Consider the following 14,836-nt stretch of genomic DNA (forward strand, 5'->3'; position numbering starts at 1 on the left):
TCCATGATAAAACCAGTAAAATCAGGGTGCGTACCGCCACAGATACGCACCAAGGGGGAGCCCTTATTTTGCGGCCGCGCTGCGCCACTGTTTGATGTAGTCCAGACGTTTAGTCTGCTCCATATACTCCAACAGACTCTCATCAACCGCGATCGGTTTGAGCGCATCACCTAGCTTCTTGGTCATGCCAGCGATGTCGTTGTTACCCTCGATATCGTTGCGAATTGAAGGAATATCTGACTGATTAGCCAAAATATTTTGGCCCGCTTCTGATAGCACGTAGTTAACCCACAGTTTGGCCACATTATTATTGGTTGCATTTTTACTGATAAATGTGACTCGCGACAGCACCAGGGTGTAGTCCTGCGGGTAGGAGATCCCAAGAGAAGGGTCTGTTTTAGCACGGGTTTCGGCGTAAGAGCCGAGGATATTAAAACCAATCAGATTCTCACCAGATGACACTCTCTCCATCATCGTGCCGGTGGAGGATTGCACCGTCAGCCCGCCCTTGGCGATATCAGCCAGTGTCGCAAAGTAGTTAGGATCAGCTTTGAAATCCTGTACCGACAACATAAAACCTAAACCTGACTTTTCAATATCATAGGTGGTCACTCTCTTTTTGAATTTATCAGGCTGGCTGGCGATGAGTTTTGCCAGTGCGGCATGGGTCGTCGGCACATCTGCTGCGGGGATCAGGCGCTTGTTATAGATGAAAACCACCGGTTCGTAAGTCGTGCCGTAGGCCCTGTTTTTCCATACTGCCCATGTTGGCAGCTCACCCTGCTCTGGAGAGAGGTACTCCTGCGCATAGTCGGTCGCCAACTTCAGCGCGGTATCCATGGAGGAGCTCCACACCACGTCACCACTGAGGCTACCTGATGCCTGCTCACTGATGTAGCGGTTGTATAACTCGGTGCTGTTCATGTCGTTGTATTCGACTTTAATCCCCGGATAGGCGGCTTCGAATCCCTTAATCAGCGGCGCTGCGGCTTTGATATCCGTAGAGGCATACACCACCACTTTGCCCTCTTTTTTGGCGCCATCAATAATGTTTTGATAATCAGCAGGATAATAAGTTGGGAGTTGAGCAATGGCTGGAAGAGTGGCTAATACCGCCGTCGCCATCATTAATACTTTAACTTTCCTTAACATATAATTAACTCCAATATCCATTTATGGAACGAAAAAACAACATATATTTAATATGTGTCGCTAAGCAATGAAGTTAATTTTTTGTCTTCTTATTTTGTGATGGCGCTCATTTATCGCGCTATTATTGCCCAAACTCTCTCTCTAAAAGATGTGCGGCATAGATTTACTTCGCAGAAGAGCGGCACTGTTGATAGCCGAATTGGCTGCGCTCAGCTTGCCAGAGGTTCAATTCCGGAGTAGCGTGCTCATTAATTCGAGCAGTTTGCTAATTAATTACTGTGTGAAACTTAAATGACTGTGTGTCACTTAAATGACAGAGTGAAACCATGAAACACTCCATCGACTCGCTAAAAGAGCTGGGCCGTTATGATGATGCGCTGGAAATGGCGCAGAAGTTGCTGCAACACTCACCAGATAACGCCAGTCTGATGTATAAAATCGCCTCCCTGTATGATGTGCAGGGGTTGGAGTTACAGGCCATTCCCTTCTATCGTGCGGCCATTGATCATCACCTGGTGGGTAAAGAGCTACAGGAGGCCTATTTGGGGCTGGGTAGCACTTATCGGGAACTGGGGTTATATCAAGCATCGTTAGAGACACTTGACCGCGCGCTGGCGGCCTTCCCGCAAGCGAAAGAGATAACCCTGTTTCGCGCCATGACACTGCATAATCTGGGTGAAACCCAAGAAGCGGTGGCGGCTTTGCTGCTACTGTTGGCGCAGACCTCAAACCATCAAGAGATCAGCCTTTACCAAAAAGCGCTGCGCCAATATGCCGTTGACCTTGACGCTATCAGCTAAAACCGCAGCTCATCCCTGATTGTCGGAACGCCAAACAAGCCATAGCCGTCTGGATTCAAACCTCATTTTCCCGCATTATGGGCTAATTGCTCCTTTGGAGCCGGGCAGCCGCATTAGTAGCTGACCTGTTTTACCACTCTAGCCGAGGTACTATTTTTCCATGTCAGATAGCCCTGCCACCCCATCATTGCGCCTTTATGGCATTAAAAATTGCGACACCATAAAAAAGGCCCGCCGCTGGCTGGAAGAACAAGGCATTGCCTATCAGTTCCATGATTATCGCGTGGATGGATTGAGTGACGAACGTCTGCAAAGTTTCATTGATAAACTGGGTTGGCAGCCGCTACTCAACACCCGCGGCACCACCTGGCGCAAGCTGCCAGAAGAGCGGCGAGATAGCATCACCGATGCCCAAACCGCCAAAGTGTTGATGTTAGAGCAGCCCGCCATAATCAAGCGCCCACTGTTGGAAGCCGCCAATGGCGAGATGCTGCTGGGCTTCAACGTTGAGAGTTATCAATCCTTTATCCAAAACCAAACCGCTATTGAGGTGCAATAACATGATCTGTCCGGTAATCGAACTGGCCCAACAATTAATTAAGCGCCCGTCGCTCAGCCCGAATGATGCGGGTTGCCAGGAGATCATGATCAAGCGCTTAGAGGCGATTGGTTTTACTGTTGAACCGATGAATTTTGGCGATACTCTTAATTTCTGGGCATGGCGTGGCGAAGGCGAGACGCTGGCGTTTGCCGGTCATACCGACGTGGTGCCAACCGGTGATGAGAGCCATTGGAGCACTCCCCCCTTTGAGCCGACCATTCGTGATGGCATGTTGTATGGCCGTGGTGCTGCCGATATGAAAGGCTCACTGGCCGCCATGGTGGTCGCCGCCGAACGTTTTGTTGCCGCGCAGCCGAATCATAAGGGCCGCCTGGCATTTATGATCACCTCCGATGAAGAAGCCAAAGCGATTAACGGCACCGTAAAAGTGGTTAATGCGCTGATGGCGCGCAATGAACGGTTAGATTATTGTCTGGTAGGCGAACCCTCCAGTACCGATAGAGTCGGCGATGTGGTGAAAAATGGCCGCCGAGGCTCGATCACCGCCAATTTGCGCATCCACGGTATTCAAGGGCATGTGGCCTACCCCCATTTGGCTGATAACCCGGTGCACCGCGCCATGCCAGCCCTGAATGAGTTGGTTGCCACCCAGTGGGATGAAGGCAATGAGTTCTTCCCCGCCACCAGTATGCAGATTGCTAACTTACACGCGGGCACCGGCAGCAATAACGTGATCCCCGGTGAGTTCTACGTGCAGTTCAACTTCCGTTTCAGCACTGAGCTGACCGACACTCTGATTAAGCAGCGGGTTGAAGCCCTGCTGGATCGCCATCAACTCAATTACAGCCTGGAGTGGGTGCTCTCCGGCCAACCCTTCCTGACCGCTCGAGGCGCGCTGGTCGATGCGGTGGTTAACGCCGTTGAGCATTACACTGAAATCACGCCGCAGCTACTCACTACCGGTGGCACCTCAGATGGCCGTTTTATCGCCTTAATGGGCGCTCAGGTGGTGGAGCTGGGGCCAGTTAATGCCACTATCCATAAAGTGAATGAGTGCGTTCACGCGGCTGATTTACAACTGCTAAGCCGAATGTATCAGCGAATCATGGAGCAACTTATCGCATGACAGTTAACACATTAACCCCACAGATGCTTACCGGGCGCTCAACGGAACATTTGATGGTGTTAACCGGCAATCACCGCCTACAGCCGCAGGCCGTTGAGGCTTTTCAGGCCATGCAGCAGGCGGCGAAAGTGGCAGGTTTTGATCTCCAGCCTGCCAGCACTTTTCGCGATTTTGACCGCCAATTAGCGATTTGGAATGGTAAATTTCGCGGTGAGCGACCAGTATTAGATAAAGAGAGTCAGCCGATAGATATCAGCCAGCTTGACGATGCAGCCCGCTGTGAAGCTATTTTGCGCTGGTCTGCCCTGCCGGGGGCCAGCCGCCATCACTGGGGCAGTGATCTGGATATTTACGATCCCTCCTTGCTGCCAGCGGAGGCCAAACTACAGCTGGAACCATGGGAGTACCAAACTGGCGGCTATTTTTATCCGCTCACCCAATGGCTAAGTGCGCATATGGCTGAATTTGGTTTTTACCGACCTTTTAGCGAGGAGAGTGGCGGCGTCGCTGTAGAGCCATGGCACTTGAGCTATCGCCCGTTAGCCGTCACGGCGGCACAGTTACTGACACCCAAAATCTTGCTGGAAGCCTGGCAAGCACAAGATGTGGCGGGCAGTGAGTGGCTGACACGCCATTTACCCATGATTTTTTCACGATTTATCGCGACACCCACGATGGAAGGATCTTAATTATGCACTGGCTAGCAGATTACTGGTGGATAATCCTTATCCTACTGGCAGGGATTATCCTAAATGGCATCAAAGAGTTACGCCGCCTCGACCATAAACGCTTTTTGAGCAATAAGCCGGAGATCCCACCTCACCGCGACAATAATGCGGAGTGGGACGACGATGATGACTGGCCGGATAAAAATAAGAAAAAATAAACTGAACGCGAGCATCCCCGCGAAGGGATAGCCCCCCTTCGCGTATAACCCTTATCTCGCGGCCAGATCTTGCCGCAAATGGGAGATCGCCTGCTCTAGCATCAGCTGATTGATGCCATGCCCCATGTTGGGTACAAGATCCAACGTCACCTTATGACCTAACGCCGTTAAGCTTCTGGCCGCTTTTTTCGCGTGCTCTACCTGTATCACACCATCCTGTTCGCCATGAATCAGATGGTAAACCACATCCGCTATCGGTTGTTGTGGCAAAGTGGCAAACCGCCCGCTGAAGGCAATAATCCGCCCTGCGAGTTGTGGCTGGGCTTTCATCCCCTCTAATGACATGATAGCGCCCTGCGAGAAGCCAACCAACGTGGTCTGCTGCGCCCCCAAGCCACTTTGTTGCTGCCATTGATGTATCGTGGCAACCCATTGAGGGATCACTTCGTCGATGCGCCCCTGGCGGCCCTCTTCGGTAATCCCCTGGACCGAAAACCACTGCCTTCCATTGCCCATGCTGCTGGCAAATGGGCCATCAATACTGACCACCAGCGCCTGAGGAAAAGCTTGCGCGAAATGGCTGCCTACCGGTGCCATGCCAGCGGCACTGTCGCCGACCCCATGAAACAGTAAAATCAATTGTTCTGCCTTGGCGGGTTGCTGCACCACGATATGTTGTTGATTCATTAGGGGCCTTTAATCATTGAGTGACGATAGTGTTACTATACGGCCGCTCGTGCCGCAGGGATATTGGGTTTTATTGATGGAGTTGGTGGGAATTATTGAAGGTGATGATGTAATCGATTCGGCTTGTTCTGGCGACTGGTTTTTTATCAAGAAAAGAGGCCAATAGGCCTCTTTTCGTTACCGGGCAAAACATTCAAAGTGGCGTGATGACCACGTTACCATTACGCTCAGCAATTTCTTTAGCGGTCATAAATCGTTTGAACATTTCGATTTTGCTATCATGAATCGCTTTAAAATCAATCGGCCCTTTAGTGTGGGTAGTGCCGTGTCCGTATCGCATAACAAGCTCCATCATTTATGTAGGTTAGGTTGTGCTCTCTGGCAAACCGCTTCACATACCTCGGGTATATGGCATTTAAGGCTTGGTTTTCAGCAACAAAATACAGAATTTGTATACTTTCATTGTTGGCAACCTTGAGCATAAAATCCACTAAAGTTCGGTATAAATAGTGTAGTTCGCCTAACAATAAGTCAATTGCGCCCCTTCAGTGACCAATCTGTGCGTGTGCATCTAGCCTGGCATCCTTCGTTATACTCATCCTGAATATTCGAAAAATCTTAACCTAATACACTCTTAATCACTCATAAGAACCTGAGCCATTATGTAAATAAAAGGAAATTGCACATGGCCGTTCACCATCAATCCCCCGCACTCCTGCTGCGGCCTCCTGCCGCCAACGCGCCACTAACGCCTTGCGCCCAGAAAGACCCTGTGAGCTAACAATCTCCGCAGGTGGCACCTCCTGCTGCAAATATTGCCGCAGCGCAGGAAGGGGTAATTCACTGTGCACTAACAGGCGCTGCAACGCAGGTAAACTGGCCTCTAATGGGCGGGAAGCAGAGGCAAAACCCGCTAATTCACGCCAGTCGTCATCATTTAAGCTGACATCAGGCTGTTCAGGCAGGGATAGCGATGCTGGCGTGTCGATCTCAATCCATTGCTGCAACCAATACCAATCTCGCTCTAATTGCTGGCGTGCCGCGTTACAGAGTGCTTGCCCGGCGCGACTCAAAGGGAGCAGCGCCATGGCGGCATAACAGCCGCTACTGGCCTCTTGATGGCTGCCAATGCGCACCAGTTGAAATCCGCAGGTGTGCCAAAAATGCGCTAATTCTGCTGTATAGCCAAAACTAACCGAAAGAAAATCAAGCTGCTGTTGCTGCGCGCGTAGCTGCTCGGCGGCAATCATCTGGCGGGCAATCCCCCGCCGCCGCCATAATGGGGCGACCGCCACCCGGCTGATACGCCGCGATAGTAGGATCGGCGCTTGCCATTGGCCACTGTGTGCTGCCAGTGATTGCGCCACTAAACTGCCCTTTGGCCGCCGCTTGCCCGCCCAAACATCTTGGGCCAATTCACGGCTCAAGCCACCTTCATCCACCAGCCACAGTGCGCCAACCACAGCATCAACCGCTTGCGCCGCAGAGAAGTGCATACCCGGAGCATCCATCAACCGCCGCAAATCCAGTGGTGTAGTCCGATAATGTGCACTGGAGAGCAGACCATAAAACTGCCGCAGTAATTCGGGATTATCCAGCCAATCGCGCTGTTCACAGGTGATGATATCAACCGGCGAGGATAAAGGGGCCGTGAGTGACCATTGATCATCAAACAGCATCACCGCATCCACAATGCGCTCCAGCGGATCGTGACTGGCCCAGCGGATCGGGTTCGTCAGTGTCAAATGGTGCCAATCGTTTAGGGTGGCGCAAAATTTCAGTAAAAAGCCGCGTCCGGTGCCTTCGTAACCCTGTACCGTGGTGGTTAATAATGCCCGTGGAAAGTAGGCCAATAGCGCGGCGAGTAATGCGGCGGGGATGGCGGCGGCCTCGTCAATCAATAGCCAGTCGACTTCACTGACATCATGCTGGCGGCAGTAATCCAACAGTGCGTCCGGCGCCCAAAACTGCGCCCGTTCGCCAGCCCGCGCATTCAAAACTTGCGTGGCGGCCTTACCCGGCCCGGTCACCCAGCACTGGCCTTGCCACTGCGCCACCAACATGCCAGCCAGAGTCGACTTGCCGCGCCCGCGAGCGGCGGTCAGCACCCAAATCCCCCTTTTGGCCTGCATCAAACGCTGCAAAATATTTTGCTGCTCCAGGGTAGGAGAGCCGTCTGGTCGCTGCCAGTTGGGGCGTGAGTCCACTATCGGCGCAGGTTGTGGCTGGCCCTCTTGCCACAACACCACATCGGGATCAACCAGAAGCTGGCATTGCAGATGCTGGATAAAGTTGGGCGTGGTGATGGGGGTGCCCTGCTCACTCCAACGCAAGCTATCACTATCGGGCAAACTCGGCCAACGGCCCCACTCGGGCACCAAGAGCAGCAGCCAGCTTCCGGCCTGCAATGTCCCCGCCAGCACCGCCAGCGCCTCGGTATTCAAGCCATCAGTGGCATCAAATACACCGTGCAACCACTCCTGACCCAATAAGGTTTTTGCCGCCGTCGGACGAATCCCCTGAGTATCAGCGGGTAGCTCCTCGCCAATCCACAGCCAATCCCCCGGCAGTTGCCGACGTAGATTTAGCGCCTGTTGCCGTGACCAATCAGCACTGCCACTGAGCACCAGTAAACGGCGTGTCCCCTGCTGTGCCATCAGCGGTTGGCTGGCAACTATCCCCTGACTCACGTTAGGATTTACCAATCACCAGCGAGAGCAATCCGGCGGCGATCAATGGCCCGACCGGCACACCTCTGAACAGCGCCACACCCAGCACTGTCCCGACCAGTAGCCCAGCCACCACCGACGGTTGATGTGTCATCAGCGAAACCCCTCGCCCTCCGAGCCACGACACCGCCACCCCCACCACAATGGCCAATATCGATTTCCATTGCACAAAAGAGTGCAGCACCTCGCTGGCGCTGATTTTGCCGCTAGCAATCGGGGTCATCACCCCAATGGTCAAAATCAGGATGCCGATGGTTAAGCCATATTTTTCTATCCACGGGAAGAACTGATTCAGGGGAGTGATGCGAATGGCCAGTAGTGTCAGAATGGCTAATGTGACGGTCATATTGTGGCTGATGATGCCGAGCGCAGCCAACGCCAATAGAATCAATAAAGTGGGATCGAGAGCGGCCATGGTTATCCTTGCCTTGCAAGAGATGCCGGCAGCGAAAGTGCCGGCCAGAAGAAAGTGCTGTTATGATAATCGCTGCTGACGCGAGGTTCTAGCGCTATTAGCGGCTGGCAAAGGTGTTGCAGCTATTGGGGTCGCCACTGTCGAATCCACGTTTAAACCAGGTGTAACGCTGCTGTGATGTGCCGTGAGTGAAGCTGTCCGGCACCACGCGCCCCTGGCTTTGCTGCTGTAGTCGGTCATCACCAATGGCCTGCGCGGCATTCAGGGCTTCTTGCAAGTCCCCCACTTCCAGCACCTGCTGTTCATCCATCGCTTTGCCCCACACGCCAGCAAAACAGTCTGCTTGCAATTCCATTTTGACCGACAGTCGATTAGCTTCTGCCTGCGTCGCCCCCTGCTGCTGTTGCCGCACTTTGGTATCGATGCCCATCAAGTGCTGCACATGATGCCCAACTTCGTGAGCAATCACATACGCCTGCGCAAAGTCACCGCCTGCGCCCAGCTTGTTTTTCATCTCTTCATAGAAGGATAAATCGATATAAACCGTGCTGTCTGCCGGGCAATAAAACGGCCCCATCACCGATTGGCCGGTGCCACAGCCGGTGCGGGTTGCGCCACGGTACATCACCAATTTAGGCTCTTGATAGCTGCGCCCCATCTTCTGGAAAATCGGTTTCCAGGTCTCCTCCGTGTCAGCCAGAATCACGGAGGTGAATTTGGCATATTGGTCATCTTTGGCACTGACGGAGCTTGATGAGCGCGGCTGCGTCTGGGTTTGCGACATAGGATCACTGCCATTCAACAGTGGCGTCAGATCCACCCCATAGTAGCCAGCGACCAGCACCACAATCAGGATGACAATACCGCCCTTGCCACCAATCGGCGGTCTAAATCCACCGCCACCACCGGATGAATCGCCCCGCCTGTCCTCCACATTGTCACTTTCACGACGACCTTGCCAACGCATAGCTGTACTCCCAGAGATATTCCTTACCACTATCGTAGGAAATATATTGACCCAATACCATTAAAAACAACGATAGTGCAATCGTGGCCGCCAACAAAGAAGCCAAAAAACTCGGTATAAAACGCCCCGTCCCTGCGCCGCAATGAGTGCATCGGCCACCGGCTGGGATGTGAAGCTGTAAGCGGCCAGCGAAATTGACTCACTGGCCGTGGCTAATTCAATCAGGAGCAACGCTAACACATTGCCTTTAGACGAAAATCCCACCTCATAAGACACGGGACAATTGCAGAATATAAAATAAGCATAAAACATTATTACTGTGCGAGGCTTTTAATTTTCAAGTAACTTAATCAATCGTAAATCATCATTCATTTATTGTATTAAATGAACTAACACAGTTATAGACGTAGCCAGTTACACGACTTTTAGTAAAAAGTGTTATCACCCTCTTAGACATATTATGCATTCTTAATTAATGATATTATAACCAATTAAAAATCAGGACTACGATTAAAGGCATCGGTGCTATTGTGTCTCAATAGATAAACTAGGGAAGAGTATCATCAATACGTGAATACCATGGATAACACTGGCGTTAAAACTCAGGAATACCATAGTTCACAGAAGAATAATACCAGGTTGCCATCTGATGTAATTACTTATTAAGTACTGAGATCACTTAACTAATGAGGTTTATTTCTATGAAAAAAAACACTATCAAACCACATAAAATGCTATTTTCCATACTCTCCTTATTCATACTGTCTTCGTGTACAATAAAAAGTGAACCACGACTGTTAGTATACAAAATCAATAATGAATATTTTCCTCTCGAAAAAAAATGTGTTGAACACGTATCGTTGCGAGAAAACAGACCTATATTTTATTTAAATGATAATCTCATTATAGAGCTGGATAACACGAAAAAGTGTGTGCAACAATTTGCTGAATTTATCAGTTCAAATGTTGGTGAAAGAATACACACTTCATTTGATGGATACGACATCATTCCTGCTACAAAAATAGTGTCTGCAATGCATTTTAAGATCGGTTTTTTCTCTCAGGCAGTTACTAATAGGGAAGTAGCATTAGAAATAGTCAAAGAGTATGCTAATTGAAAACCCCGCTGGATGTATTTGAATAAATTTTCAAATGCTTAAATACTCCGCGGGGTTTTAAATTACTTAGAATTCAACTTTAATGACCTGGCCGATAGAGTGACTTTTAAACCTTATTCTATCTGTTCCGGCACCACTACCCATAATTTGATAGTTACCGGGTCCTTGGGTATAGATATTCTGTGTATGTGTTTCTGTTGCAAATTCAATTTCCACATCAAAAGATGAGGGTGTTTCTGATTCCGTTTCAAAACTCACTGTGTAAACATTACTGCTACCCGTATGCCCCATTAAATCGACCCACGGTCCCCAAAATAATGGAGGTGCCCACGCTTGTACTGTTGCCATATGAAACTCCTTTTAAACTATCACCGCCATACATGGCTGGTATAATTGATTGAGACTAAATGAATTTAATAAGCAATATTGCATTCCCTTCATGTACGATATAATCACTACAAATTTATATCGTCCTATTTGACAAGCAAAATAAGATACTCATCGTATATGCGCCGTCCTAGTCCAGCGAAGTCAATAATTACACATCCCATCCCCGATGGCGGATAATGATTTTTGTTTGTTAACCCTTACTTTATTGGTATATAACACCCTCGCCAATATTGAACACCTAAACGTCACTTATGGGTAAAAATGTACATCCACGGCTATCTCCGCGCCTCGTCGAAAGAGCAAGACGCACTCCGGGCCAAAACCGCATGAAGACCTTTGTGGAAGAGAAGGATTTCGGATGGCCAGCTAGTACACCGAAAATGTATCCGTGGCTTCACTCCAGCGGCCAGAACTTTTACGCCTGCTTGATGATGCCGCCCCTGGAGACATTATCCTTATCGGACAGGTAGACAGACTATCCCGACCGGATGAATTCACCCTAGCTATGTTGAAAGCTATTAATGGTATGCTGAACTCAGTAGTAAACTTAGCAAGTTAATCTCCAATTTAAATTGTGTTAAAAATAGTAATGAAAACTTGAATAAAACAAAGGAATGGAAAAATGAACCTTCACTTGTTTTTATAAAAGCTTCAAATATTGAGCACCCTCAGATATATAAAGATTCTTCCAGAGAGACACATAGAACAAAGTCGGCTCCATCAGTCAGCTTACCTAATGAAATTAGACCTAATTTTAATTTTGAGCGACGGATATTACCTAGTTGAAATCGCACCTCGTCGGGTTCGCTTCTAAATCTACTAACCTAAGCCTGTCGCCAAAGCCAAAAACACAGAAAAACGTTAGCAATTAAATATATTTAAAAATCAATGTGTTAAAGTTAATTAACTGTTGGCAGCATTCAGATATAACGATTGGTGTGTTGGCGGATTTGATTCAACGATGATAGGGATGAGAGAGGTTATTGAAGGGAGATTGAAGGGAGATAGAGGCTATCTCCCCTTAGAACGGTAACGCCAACGAAAGGTAATCGATTGCGTAGTTAGTCTAATTTAACGCCGATACGGTGTGCAACTTCTTCGTAGGCTTCAATCAAACCACCCAGGCTTTGACGGTAACGGTCTTTATCCATCTTGTTGAGGGTCTTCTTATCCCACAAACGGCTGCCATCCGGCGAGAACTCATCACCCAATACCACTTCACCGTTGAACAGGCCAAACTCCAATTTGAAGTCCACCAGGATTAAACCGGCATCGTCAAACAGTTTGCTCAGCACCTCATTGGCTAAATAGCTCAGCTCTTTCATCCGCGCTAATTGTGCTTCTGTTGCCCAACCAAAAGTTTTGCAGTAAGACTCGTTAACCATCGGGTCGTGCATTGCGTCGTTTTTCAAGAACAGGTCAAACAGCGGTGGATTCAGTTCTATGCCCTCTTCGATACCCAGACGTTTTACCAACGAGCCAGCAGCACGGTTGCGGATAACGCATTCAACCGGGATCATTTCCAGTTTTTTTACCAGCACTTCAGTATCAGATAGCAAACGTTCCATTTGAGTGGGAATACCGGCCGCTTCTAATTTAGCCATAATAAAATGGTTAAATTTGTTGTTTACCATGCCCTTACGATCGAATTGCTCAATGCGCTGACCATCCAGTGCTGACGTATCGTTACGGAACTCCAATACCAATAGGTCAGGATTTTCGGTGGTATAGACGGTCTTCGCCTTCCCACGATACAACTCAGCTAGCTTTTGCATTTTATTACTCCAGTAATGTGAAAATGTAACTCGCCATAAAATGGATAAGCCCTAAATAGTTCAAGTTGCAGGAAGGCGGCAAGAGAGAATCCCGATGAGCTTACATAAGTAAGTGATTCGGATAATTGAACATAGCCAACGCACATGCAGCTTAAAGTATGACGGGTGTAAAGGGAAAGGGGCCGAAGCCCCTTTGGTTTTATTTGGTACTTGTGGCGCTTGTCTGGCTAAACGCCGCCTGGAACACCGCGACCAGCGCATCATTCTGCGACTGGGTTAGGGTGTGCCCTTTCGGACCGATGAATTGCAAACTACTGCGGTTATCAAGGTCACCGACTTGCAGCTTGTAATCACCTGCTGGCAATTCAGGGTCTTTGGCCCCCAACGCATCCCAGTCACTGCTGCTCATAGATTTGTTGGTCAGGTTAATTGAGCCTTGCGGACGGCTACGGTCAGTGACTTTCATGCCGATTTTCTCAAGTGCGGCTGGCAGGCGCTCCCACAGCACAGCATAAGGCGCGCGGACAATCAGTTGTGGTAAGCCGGTGTCGTCGCTGCCGCTTTGAACATCTAGCGAGCCAACTTTACGGGCTGCCTGGCTGCTTTCGCTGTCAGAACGAACCTTATCCAAACCTTCGATAATGGCATTCAGCATTGCGCCGTTGTAGCGCTGGATTTCGGTATAGCTGCTAACGGGCTGACCACCTTGCTGGAGAGCAAGGGATTTCACCACCAATACCAACTGATAACCCTGCTCCTGCACACTTATCTGATAACGGCCTTCAAACTGCACATCTTCATCAGCGCGGTTCCATTTGACCCAGTCAGTGGTCAGTGTTTGGCTGGCATCCTGACGGCTGGCTATCGGCCAGTTTTTATCTTGCAGGACGCGGGTAACCTGCGCCCACAGATTACGGTTTTGCGGGCTATTTTCTAACAATAGCTTGCTGGTATCGTTAGCATTTTCAGCGCGAGAACCGCTTAACAATGCCAGTGGTTGTACCGGAGGACGGATGTCCAACTGTTTACCCACAGCGCCTTGAGAGTTGACGGAACGGACATCAAAATCGCCATTTTGTACCGGCAAAATCATGCCTGCTGGTGAGTTAAGCGGTTTCAGCCCCGGTGCTTCCAGATAAGATTCGTCACCACCAACCTGGCGTTTGTAGCGTTGGTCAGTGGTGCAGCCTGCCAGCAGCATGGCCAGCGAAACACCCACTACCGTGACCACTGTCGACTTTTGCAATGTTATTGCCATCAAATTTCCCTAAGAGTTACAGCAAACCTGCGCTTTTCAGCGCGTCTTCCACAATCCGTTTAGCCGGATCAGTCAGCGGGGTCATTGGCAGACGCAAAGTGTCATTCGCCATTAATCCCAGTTGCTTTGCGGCCCATTTCACCGGAATTGGGTTTGCTTCTACAAATAAATGCTGATGCAATGGCATCAAGCGCTGATTCAAACGGCGTGCTTGTGCAAAGTTGCCTTGTGCAGCCAACGCACAAAGTTCAGCCATTTCACGCGCAGCGATGTTCGCCGTCACCGAAATAACCCCTTTGCCGCCCAGTTGCATAAAGTCCAGTCCGCTCGCATCGTCACCACTGAGCAGGATGAAATCTTCATCATCAACCAGCACTTGGATCTGACTAACACGACTTAAGTTCCCTGTTGCCTCTTTAACAGCAACAATATTTTTAATCTTGGCTAAGCGGGCGATGGTTGGCGGTAACATATCGCAACCAGTACGCGAAGGCACATTATAGAGAATTTGTGGTAAATCGGTACTTTCAGCGATCGCTTTGAAGTGCTGATATAACCCTTCCTGCATTGGCCGGTTATAATATGGCGTCACAGTCAAGCAACCCACCACACCGGTGTTATTGAACCGTTGCGTGAGAGAAATTGCTTCGGAGGTGGCATTAGCACCGGTTCCAGCAATGATGGGAATGCGGCTATCAGCCAGTTCAAGGGTCTGCATCACCACATCGACATGCTCGTCATGGTTCAGTGTGGCTGACTCTCCCGTGGTGCCCACGGAGACAATCGCCGCAGTACCGCTGGCGACATGATAATCAATTAGTTTCTTAAGGCTCGCACGATCGACAGCACCTTTGTCGTCCATCGGCGTTACCAGTGCAACTATGCTACCTGTAAACATTGCGTTGCCTGTAAACATCGGACTTCCCGTAAACATTGCCCACCCCCTCCTTAAACAAGTTACTCATGGTACT

17 protein-coding genes are annotated in these 14,836 nt (G+C 49.7%); 7 read left to right on the plus strand and 10 right to left on the minus strand.

Translation table 11 applies throughout. The features are described from left to right. Positions 1 to 63 precede the first annotated feature (63 nt). The gene (locus HRK25_RS00450) at positions 64 to 1,152 is read right to left on the minus strand and encodes an ABC transporter substrate-binding protein (protein WP_032897489.1); all 1,089 of its coding nucleotides are present in this window, start codon (positions 1,150 to 1,152) and stop codon (positions 64 to 66) included. 326 nt (positions 1,153 to 1,478) lie between these two features. Between HRK25_RS00450 and HRK25_RS00455 the strand changes: the two genes are divergently transcribed. The 5 genes from HRK25_RS00455 to HRK25_RS00475 all read left to right on the plus strand — a co-directional run bounded on the left by HRK25_RS00455 (position 1,479) and on the right by HRK25_RS00475 (position 4,526). Continuing rightward, on the plus strand, positions 1,479 to 1,952 hold the full coding sequence (locus HRK25_RS00455; protein ID WP_005273340.1) for a tetratricopeptide repeat protein: 474 nt from the start codon (positions 1,479 to 1,481) through the stop codon (positions 1,950 to 1,952). 160 nt (positions 1,953 to 2,112) lie between these two features. Then, positions 2,113 to 2,511 carry an ArsC family reductase gene (locus HRK25_RS00460; RefSeq protein ID WP_005273337.1) on the plus strand — a complete coding sequence of 133 codons (399 nt, stop codon included), beginning with the start codon at positions 2,113 to 2,115 and terminating at the stop codon, positions 2,509 to 2,511. Position 2,512: 1 nt separating this feature from the next. Continuing rightward, complete coding sequence (gene dapE, locus HRK25_RS00465) at positions 2,513 to 3,640, plus strand: succinyl-diaminopimelate desuccinylase (protein WP_005273336.1); 1,128 nt, start codon at positions 2,513 to 2,515, stop codon at positions 3,638 to 3,640. Continuing rightward, positions 3,637 to 4,329, plus strand: coding sequence for a M15 family metallopeptidase (locus tag HRK25_RS00470; RefSeq protein ID WP_032897487.1), 693 nt, complete (start codon positions 3,637 to 3,639; stop codon positions 4,327 to 4,329). Before dapE ends, HRK25_RS00470 begins: the two co-directional genes overlap by 4 nt. Before the next feature lie 2 nt (positions 4,330 to 4,331). Next, a complete protein-coding gene (locus tag HRK25_RS00475; RefSeq protein ID WP_005273331.1) occupies positions 4,332 to 4,526 on the plus strand; it encodes a YpfN family protein in 195 nt (64 codons plus the stop codon). A gap of 51 nt (positions 4,527 to 4,577) precedes the next feature. Here HRK25_RS00475 and ypfH read toward each other — a convergent pair whose 3' ends face one another. From ypfH to ypfJ, 5 genes are all read right to left on the minus strand, one after another. Continuing rightward, positions 4,578 to 5,213 (minus strand): esterase, encoded by a 636-nt coding sequence (ypfH, locus tag HRK25_RS00480; protein ID WP_005273328.1) that lies wholly within the window; start codon positions 5,211 to 5,213, stop codon positions 4,578 to 4,580. Positions 5,214 to 5,406: 193 nt separating this feature from the next. Further along, the gene (locus tag HRK25_RS00485; protein WP_005273318.1) at positions 5,407 to 5,553 is read right to left on the minus strand and encodes a hypothetical protein; all 147 of its coding nucleotides are present in this window, start codon (positions 5,551 to 5,553) and stop codon (positions 5,407 to 5,409) included. 298 nt (positions 5,554 to 5,851) lie between these two features. Next, complete coding sequence (locus HRK25_RS00490; RefSeq protein ID WP_032897531.1) at positions 5,852 to 7,870, minus strand: tRNA(Met) cytidine acetyltransferase TmcA; 2,019 nt, start codon at positions 7,868 to 7,870, stop codon at positions 5,852 to 5,854. Between the two features lie 34 nt (positions 7,871 to 7,904). Next, the gene (locus HRK25_RS00495; protein WP_004876835.1) at positions 7,905 to 8,357 is read right to left on the minus strand and encodes a DUF441 domain-containing protein; all 453 of its coding nucleotides are present in this window, start codon (positions 8,355 to 8,357) and stop codon (positions 7,905 to 7,907) included. A gap of 97 nt (positions 8,358 to 8,454) precedes the next feature. After that, entirely contained in the window at positions 8,455 to 9,324 is an 870-nt protein-coding gene (gene ypfJ, locus HRK25_RS00500; RefSeq protein WP_005273312.1) for a KPN_02809 family neutral zinc metallopeptidase, read from the minus strand. 701 nt (positions 9,325 to 10,025) lie between these two features. Here ypfJ and HRK25_RS00505 point away from each other — a divergent pair. Beyond that, complete coding sequence (locus HRK25_RS00505) at positions 10,026 to 10,442, plus strand: hypothetical protein (RefSeq protein ID WP_049600731.1); 417 nt, start codon at positions 10,026 to 10,028, stop codon at positions 10,440 to 10,442. Positions 10,443 to 10,508: 66 nt separating this feature from the next. On the opposite strand, the gene HRK25_RS00510 is transcribed toward HRK25_RS00505, so the two are convergent. Next, positions 10,509 to 10,790, minus strand: a complete 282-nt coding sequence (locus HRK25_RS00510) for a colicin Z C-terminal domain-related protein (protein WP_032897481.1) — start codon at positions 10,788 to 10,790, stop codon at positions 10,509 to 10,511. Positions 10,791 to 11,220: 430 nt separating this feature from the next. On the opposite strand from HRK25_RS00510, the gene HRK25_RS00515 reads away from it, so the two are divergent. Next, the gene (locus HRK25_RS00515; RefSeq protein WP_244262458.1) at positions 11,221 to 11,391 is read left to right on the plus strand and encodes a recombinase family protein; all 171 of its coding nucleotides are present in this window, start codon (positions 11,221 to 11,223) and stop codon (positions 11,389 to 11,391) included. Between the two features lie 502 nt (positions 11,392 to 11,893). Here HRK25_RS00515 and purC read toward each other — a convergent pair. From purC to dapA, 3 genes are all read right to left on the minus strand, one after another. Beyond that, entirely contained in the window at positions 11,894 to 12,607 is a 714-nt protein-coding gene (purC, locus tag HRK25_RS00520; protein ID WP_005273298.1) for a phosphoribosylaminoimidazolesuccinocarboxamide synthase, read from the minus strand. A gap of 199 nt (positions 12,608 to 12,806) precedes the next feature. Further along, positions 12,807 to 13,865 (minus strand): outer membrane protein assembly factor BamC, encoded by a 1,059-nt coding sequence (gene bamC / locus HRK25_RS00525; RefSeq protein ID WP_005273297.1) that lies wholly within the window; start codon positions 13,863 to 13,865, stop codon positions 12,807 to 12,809. 16 nt (positions 13,866 to 13,881) lie between these two features. Continuing rightward, on the minus strand, positions 13,882 to 14,763 hold the full coding sequence (gene dapA / locus HRK25_RS00530) for a 4-hydroxy-tetrahydrodipicolinate synthase (protein ID WP_032897529.1): 882 nt from the start codon (positions 14,761 to 14,763) through the stop codon (positions 13,882 to 13,884). Positions 14,764 to 14,836 lie beyond the last annotated feature (73 nt).

Origin of the sequence: Yersinia bercovieri ATCC 43970 (genome assembly GCF_013282745.1) — a bacterium.
Taxonomy (GTDB): domain Bacteria; phylum Pseudomonadota; class Gammaproteobacteria; order Enterobacterales; family Enterobacteriaceae; genus Yersinia; species Yersinia bercovieri.

Excerpts from the sequence above, each read along its gene's own strand:
- HRK25_RS00450 (WP_032897489.1), bottom strand. The coding sequence starts at position 1,152 with ATGTTAAGGAAAGTTAAAGTATTAATGATGGCGACGGCGGTATTAGCC.
- HRK25_RS00455 (WP_005273340.1), top strand. The coding sequence starts at position 1,479 with ATGAAACACTCCATCGACTCGCTAAAAGAGCTGGGCCGTTATGATGAT.
- HRK25_RS00460 (WP_005273337.1), top strand. The coding sequence starts at position 2,113 with ATGTCAGATAGCCCTGCCACCCCATCATTGCGCCTTTATGGCATTAAA.
- dapE (WP_005273336.1), top strand. The coding sequence starts at position 2,513 with ATGATCTGTCCGGTAATCGAACTGGCCCAACAATTAATTAAGCGCCCG.
- HRK25_RS00470 (WP_032897487.1), top strand. The coding sequence starts at position 3,637 with ATGACAGTTAACACATTAACCCCACAGATGCTTACCGGGCGCTCAACG.
- HRK25_RS00475 (WP_005273331.1), top strand. The coding sequence starts at position 4,332 with ATGCACTGGCTAGCAGATTACTGGTGGATAATCCTTATCCTACTGGCA.
- ypfH (WP_005273328.1), bottom strand. The coding sequence starts at position 5,213 with ATGAATCAACAACATATCGTGGTGCAGCAACCCGCCAAGGCAGAACAA.
- HRK25_RS00485 (WP_005273318.1), bottom strand. The coding sequence starts at position 5,553 with ATGCGATACGGACACGGCACTACCCACACTAAAGGGCCGATTGATTTT.
- HRK25_RS00490 (WP_032897531.1), bottom strand. The coding sequence starts at position 7,870 with ATGGCACAGCAGGGGACACGCCGTTTACTGGTGCTCAGTGGCAGTGCT.
- HRK25_RS00495 (WP_004876835.1), bottom strand. The coding sequence starts at position 8,357 with ATGGCCGCTCTCGATCCCACTTTATTGATTCTATTGGCGTTGGCTGCG.
- ypfJ (WP_005273312.1), bottom strand. The coding sequence starts at position 9,324 with ATGCGTTGGCAAGGTCGTCGTGAAAGTGACAATGTGGAGGACAGGCGG.
- HRK25_RS00505 (WP_049600731.1), top strand. The coding sequence starts at position 10,026 with ATGAAAAAAAACACTATCAAACCACATAAAATGCTATTTTCCATACTC.
- HRK25_RS00510 (WP_032897481.1), bottom strand. The coding sequence starts at position 10,790 with ATGGCAACAGTACAAGCGTGGGCACCTCCATTATTTTGGGGACCGTGG.
- purC (WP_005273298.1), bottom strand. The coding sequence starts at position 12,607 with ATGCAAAAGCTAGCTGAGTTGTATCGTGGGAAGGCGAAGACCGTCTAT.
- bamC (WP_005273297.1), bottom strand. The coding sequence starts at position 13,865 with ATGGCAATAACATTGCAAAAGTCGACAGTGGTCACGGTAGTGGGTGTT.
- dapA (WP_032897529.1), bottom strand. The coding sequence starts at position 14,763 with ATGTTTACAGGTAGCATAGTTGCACTGGTAACGCCGATGGACGACAAA.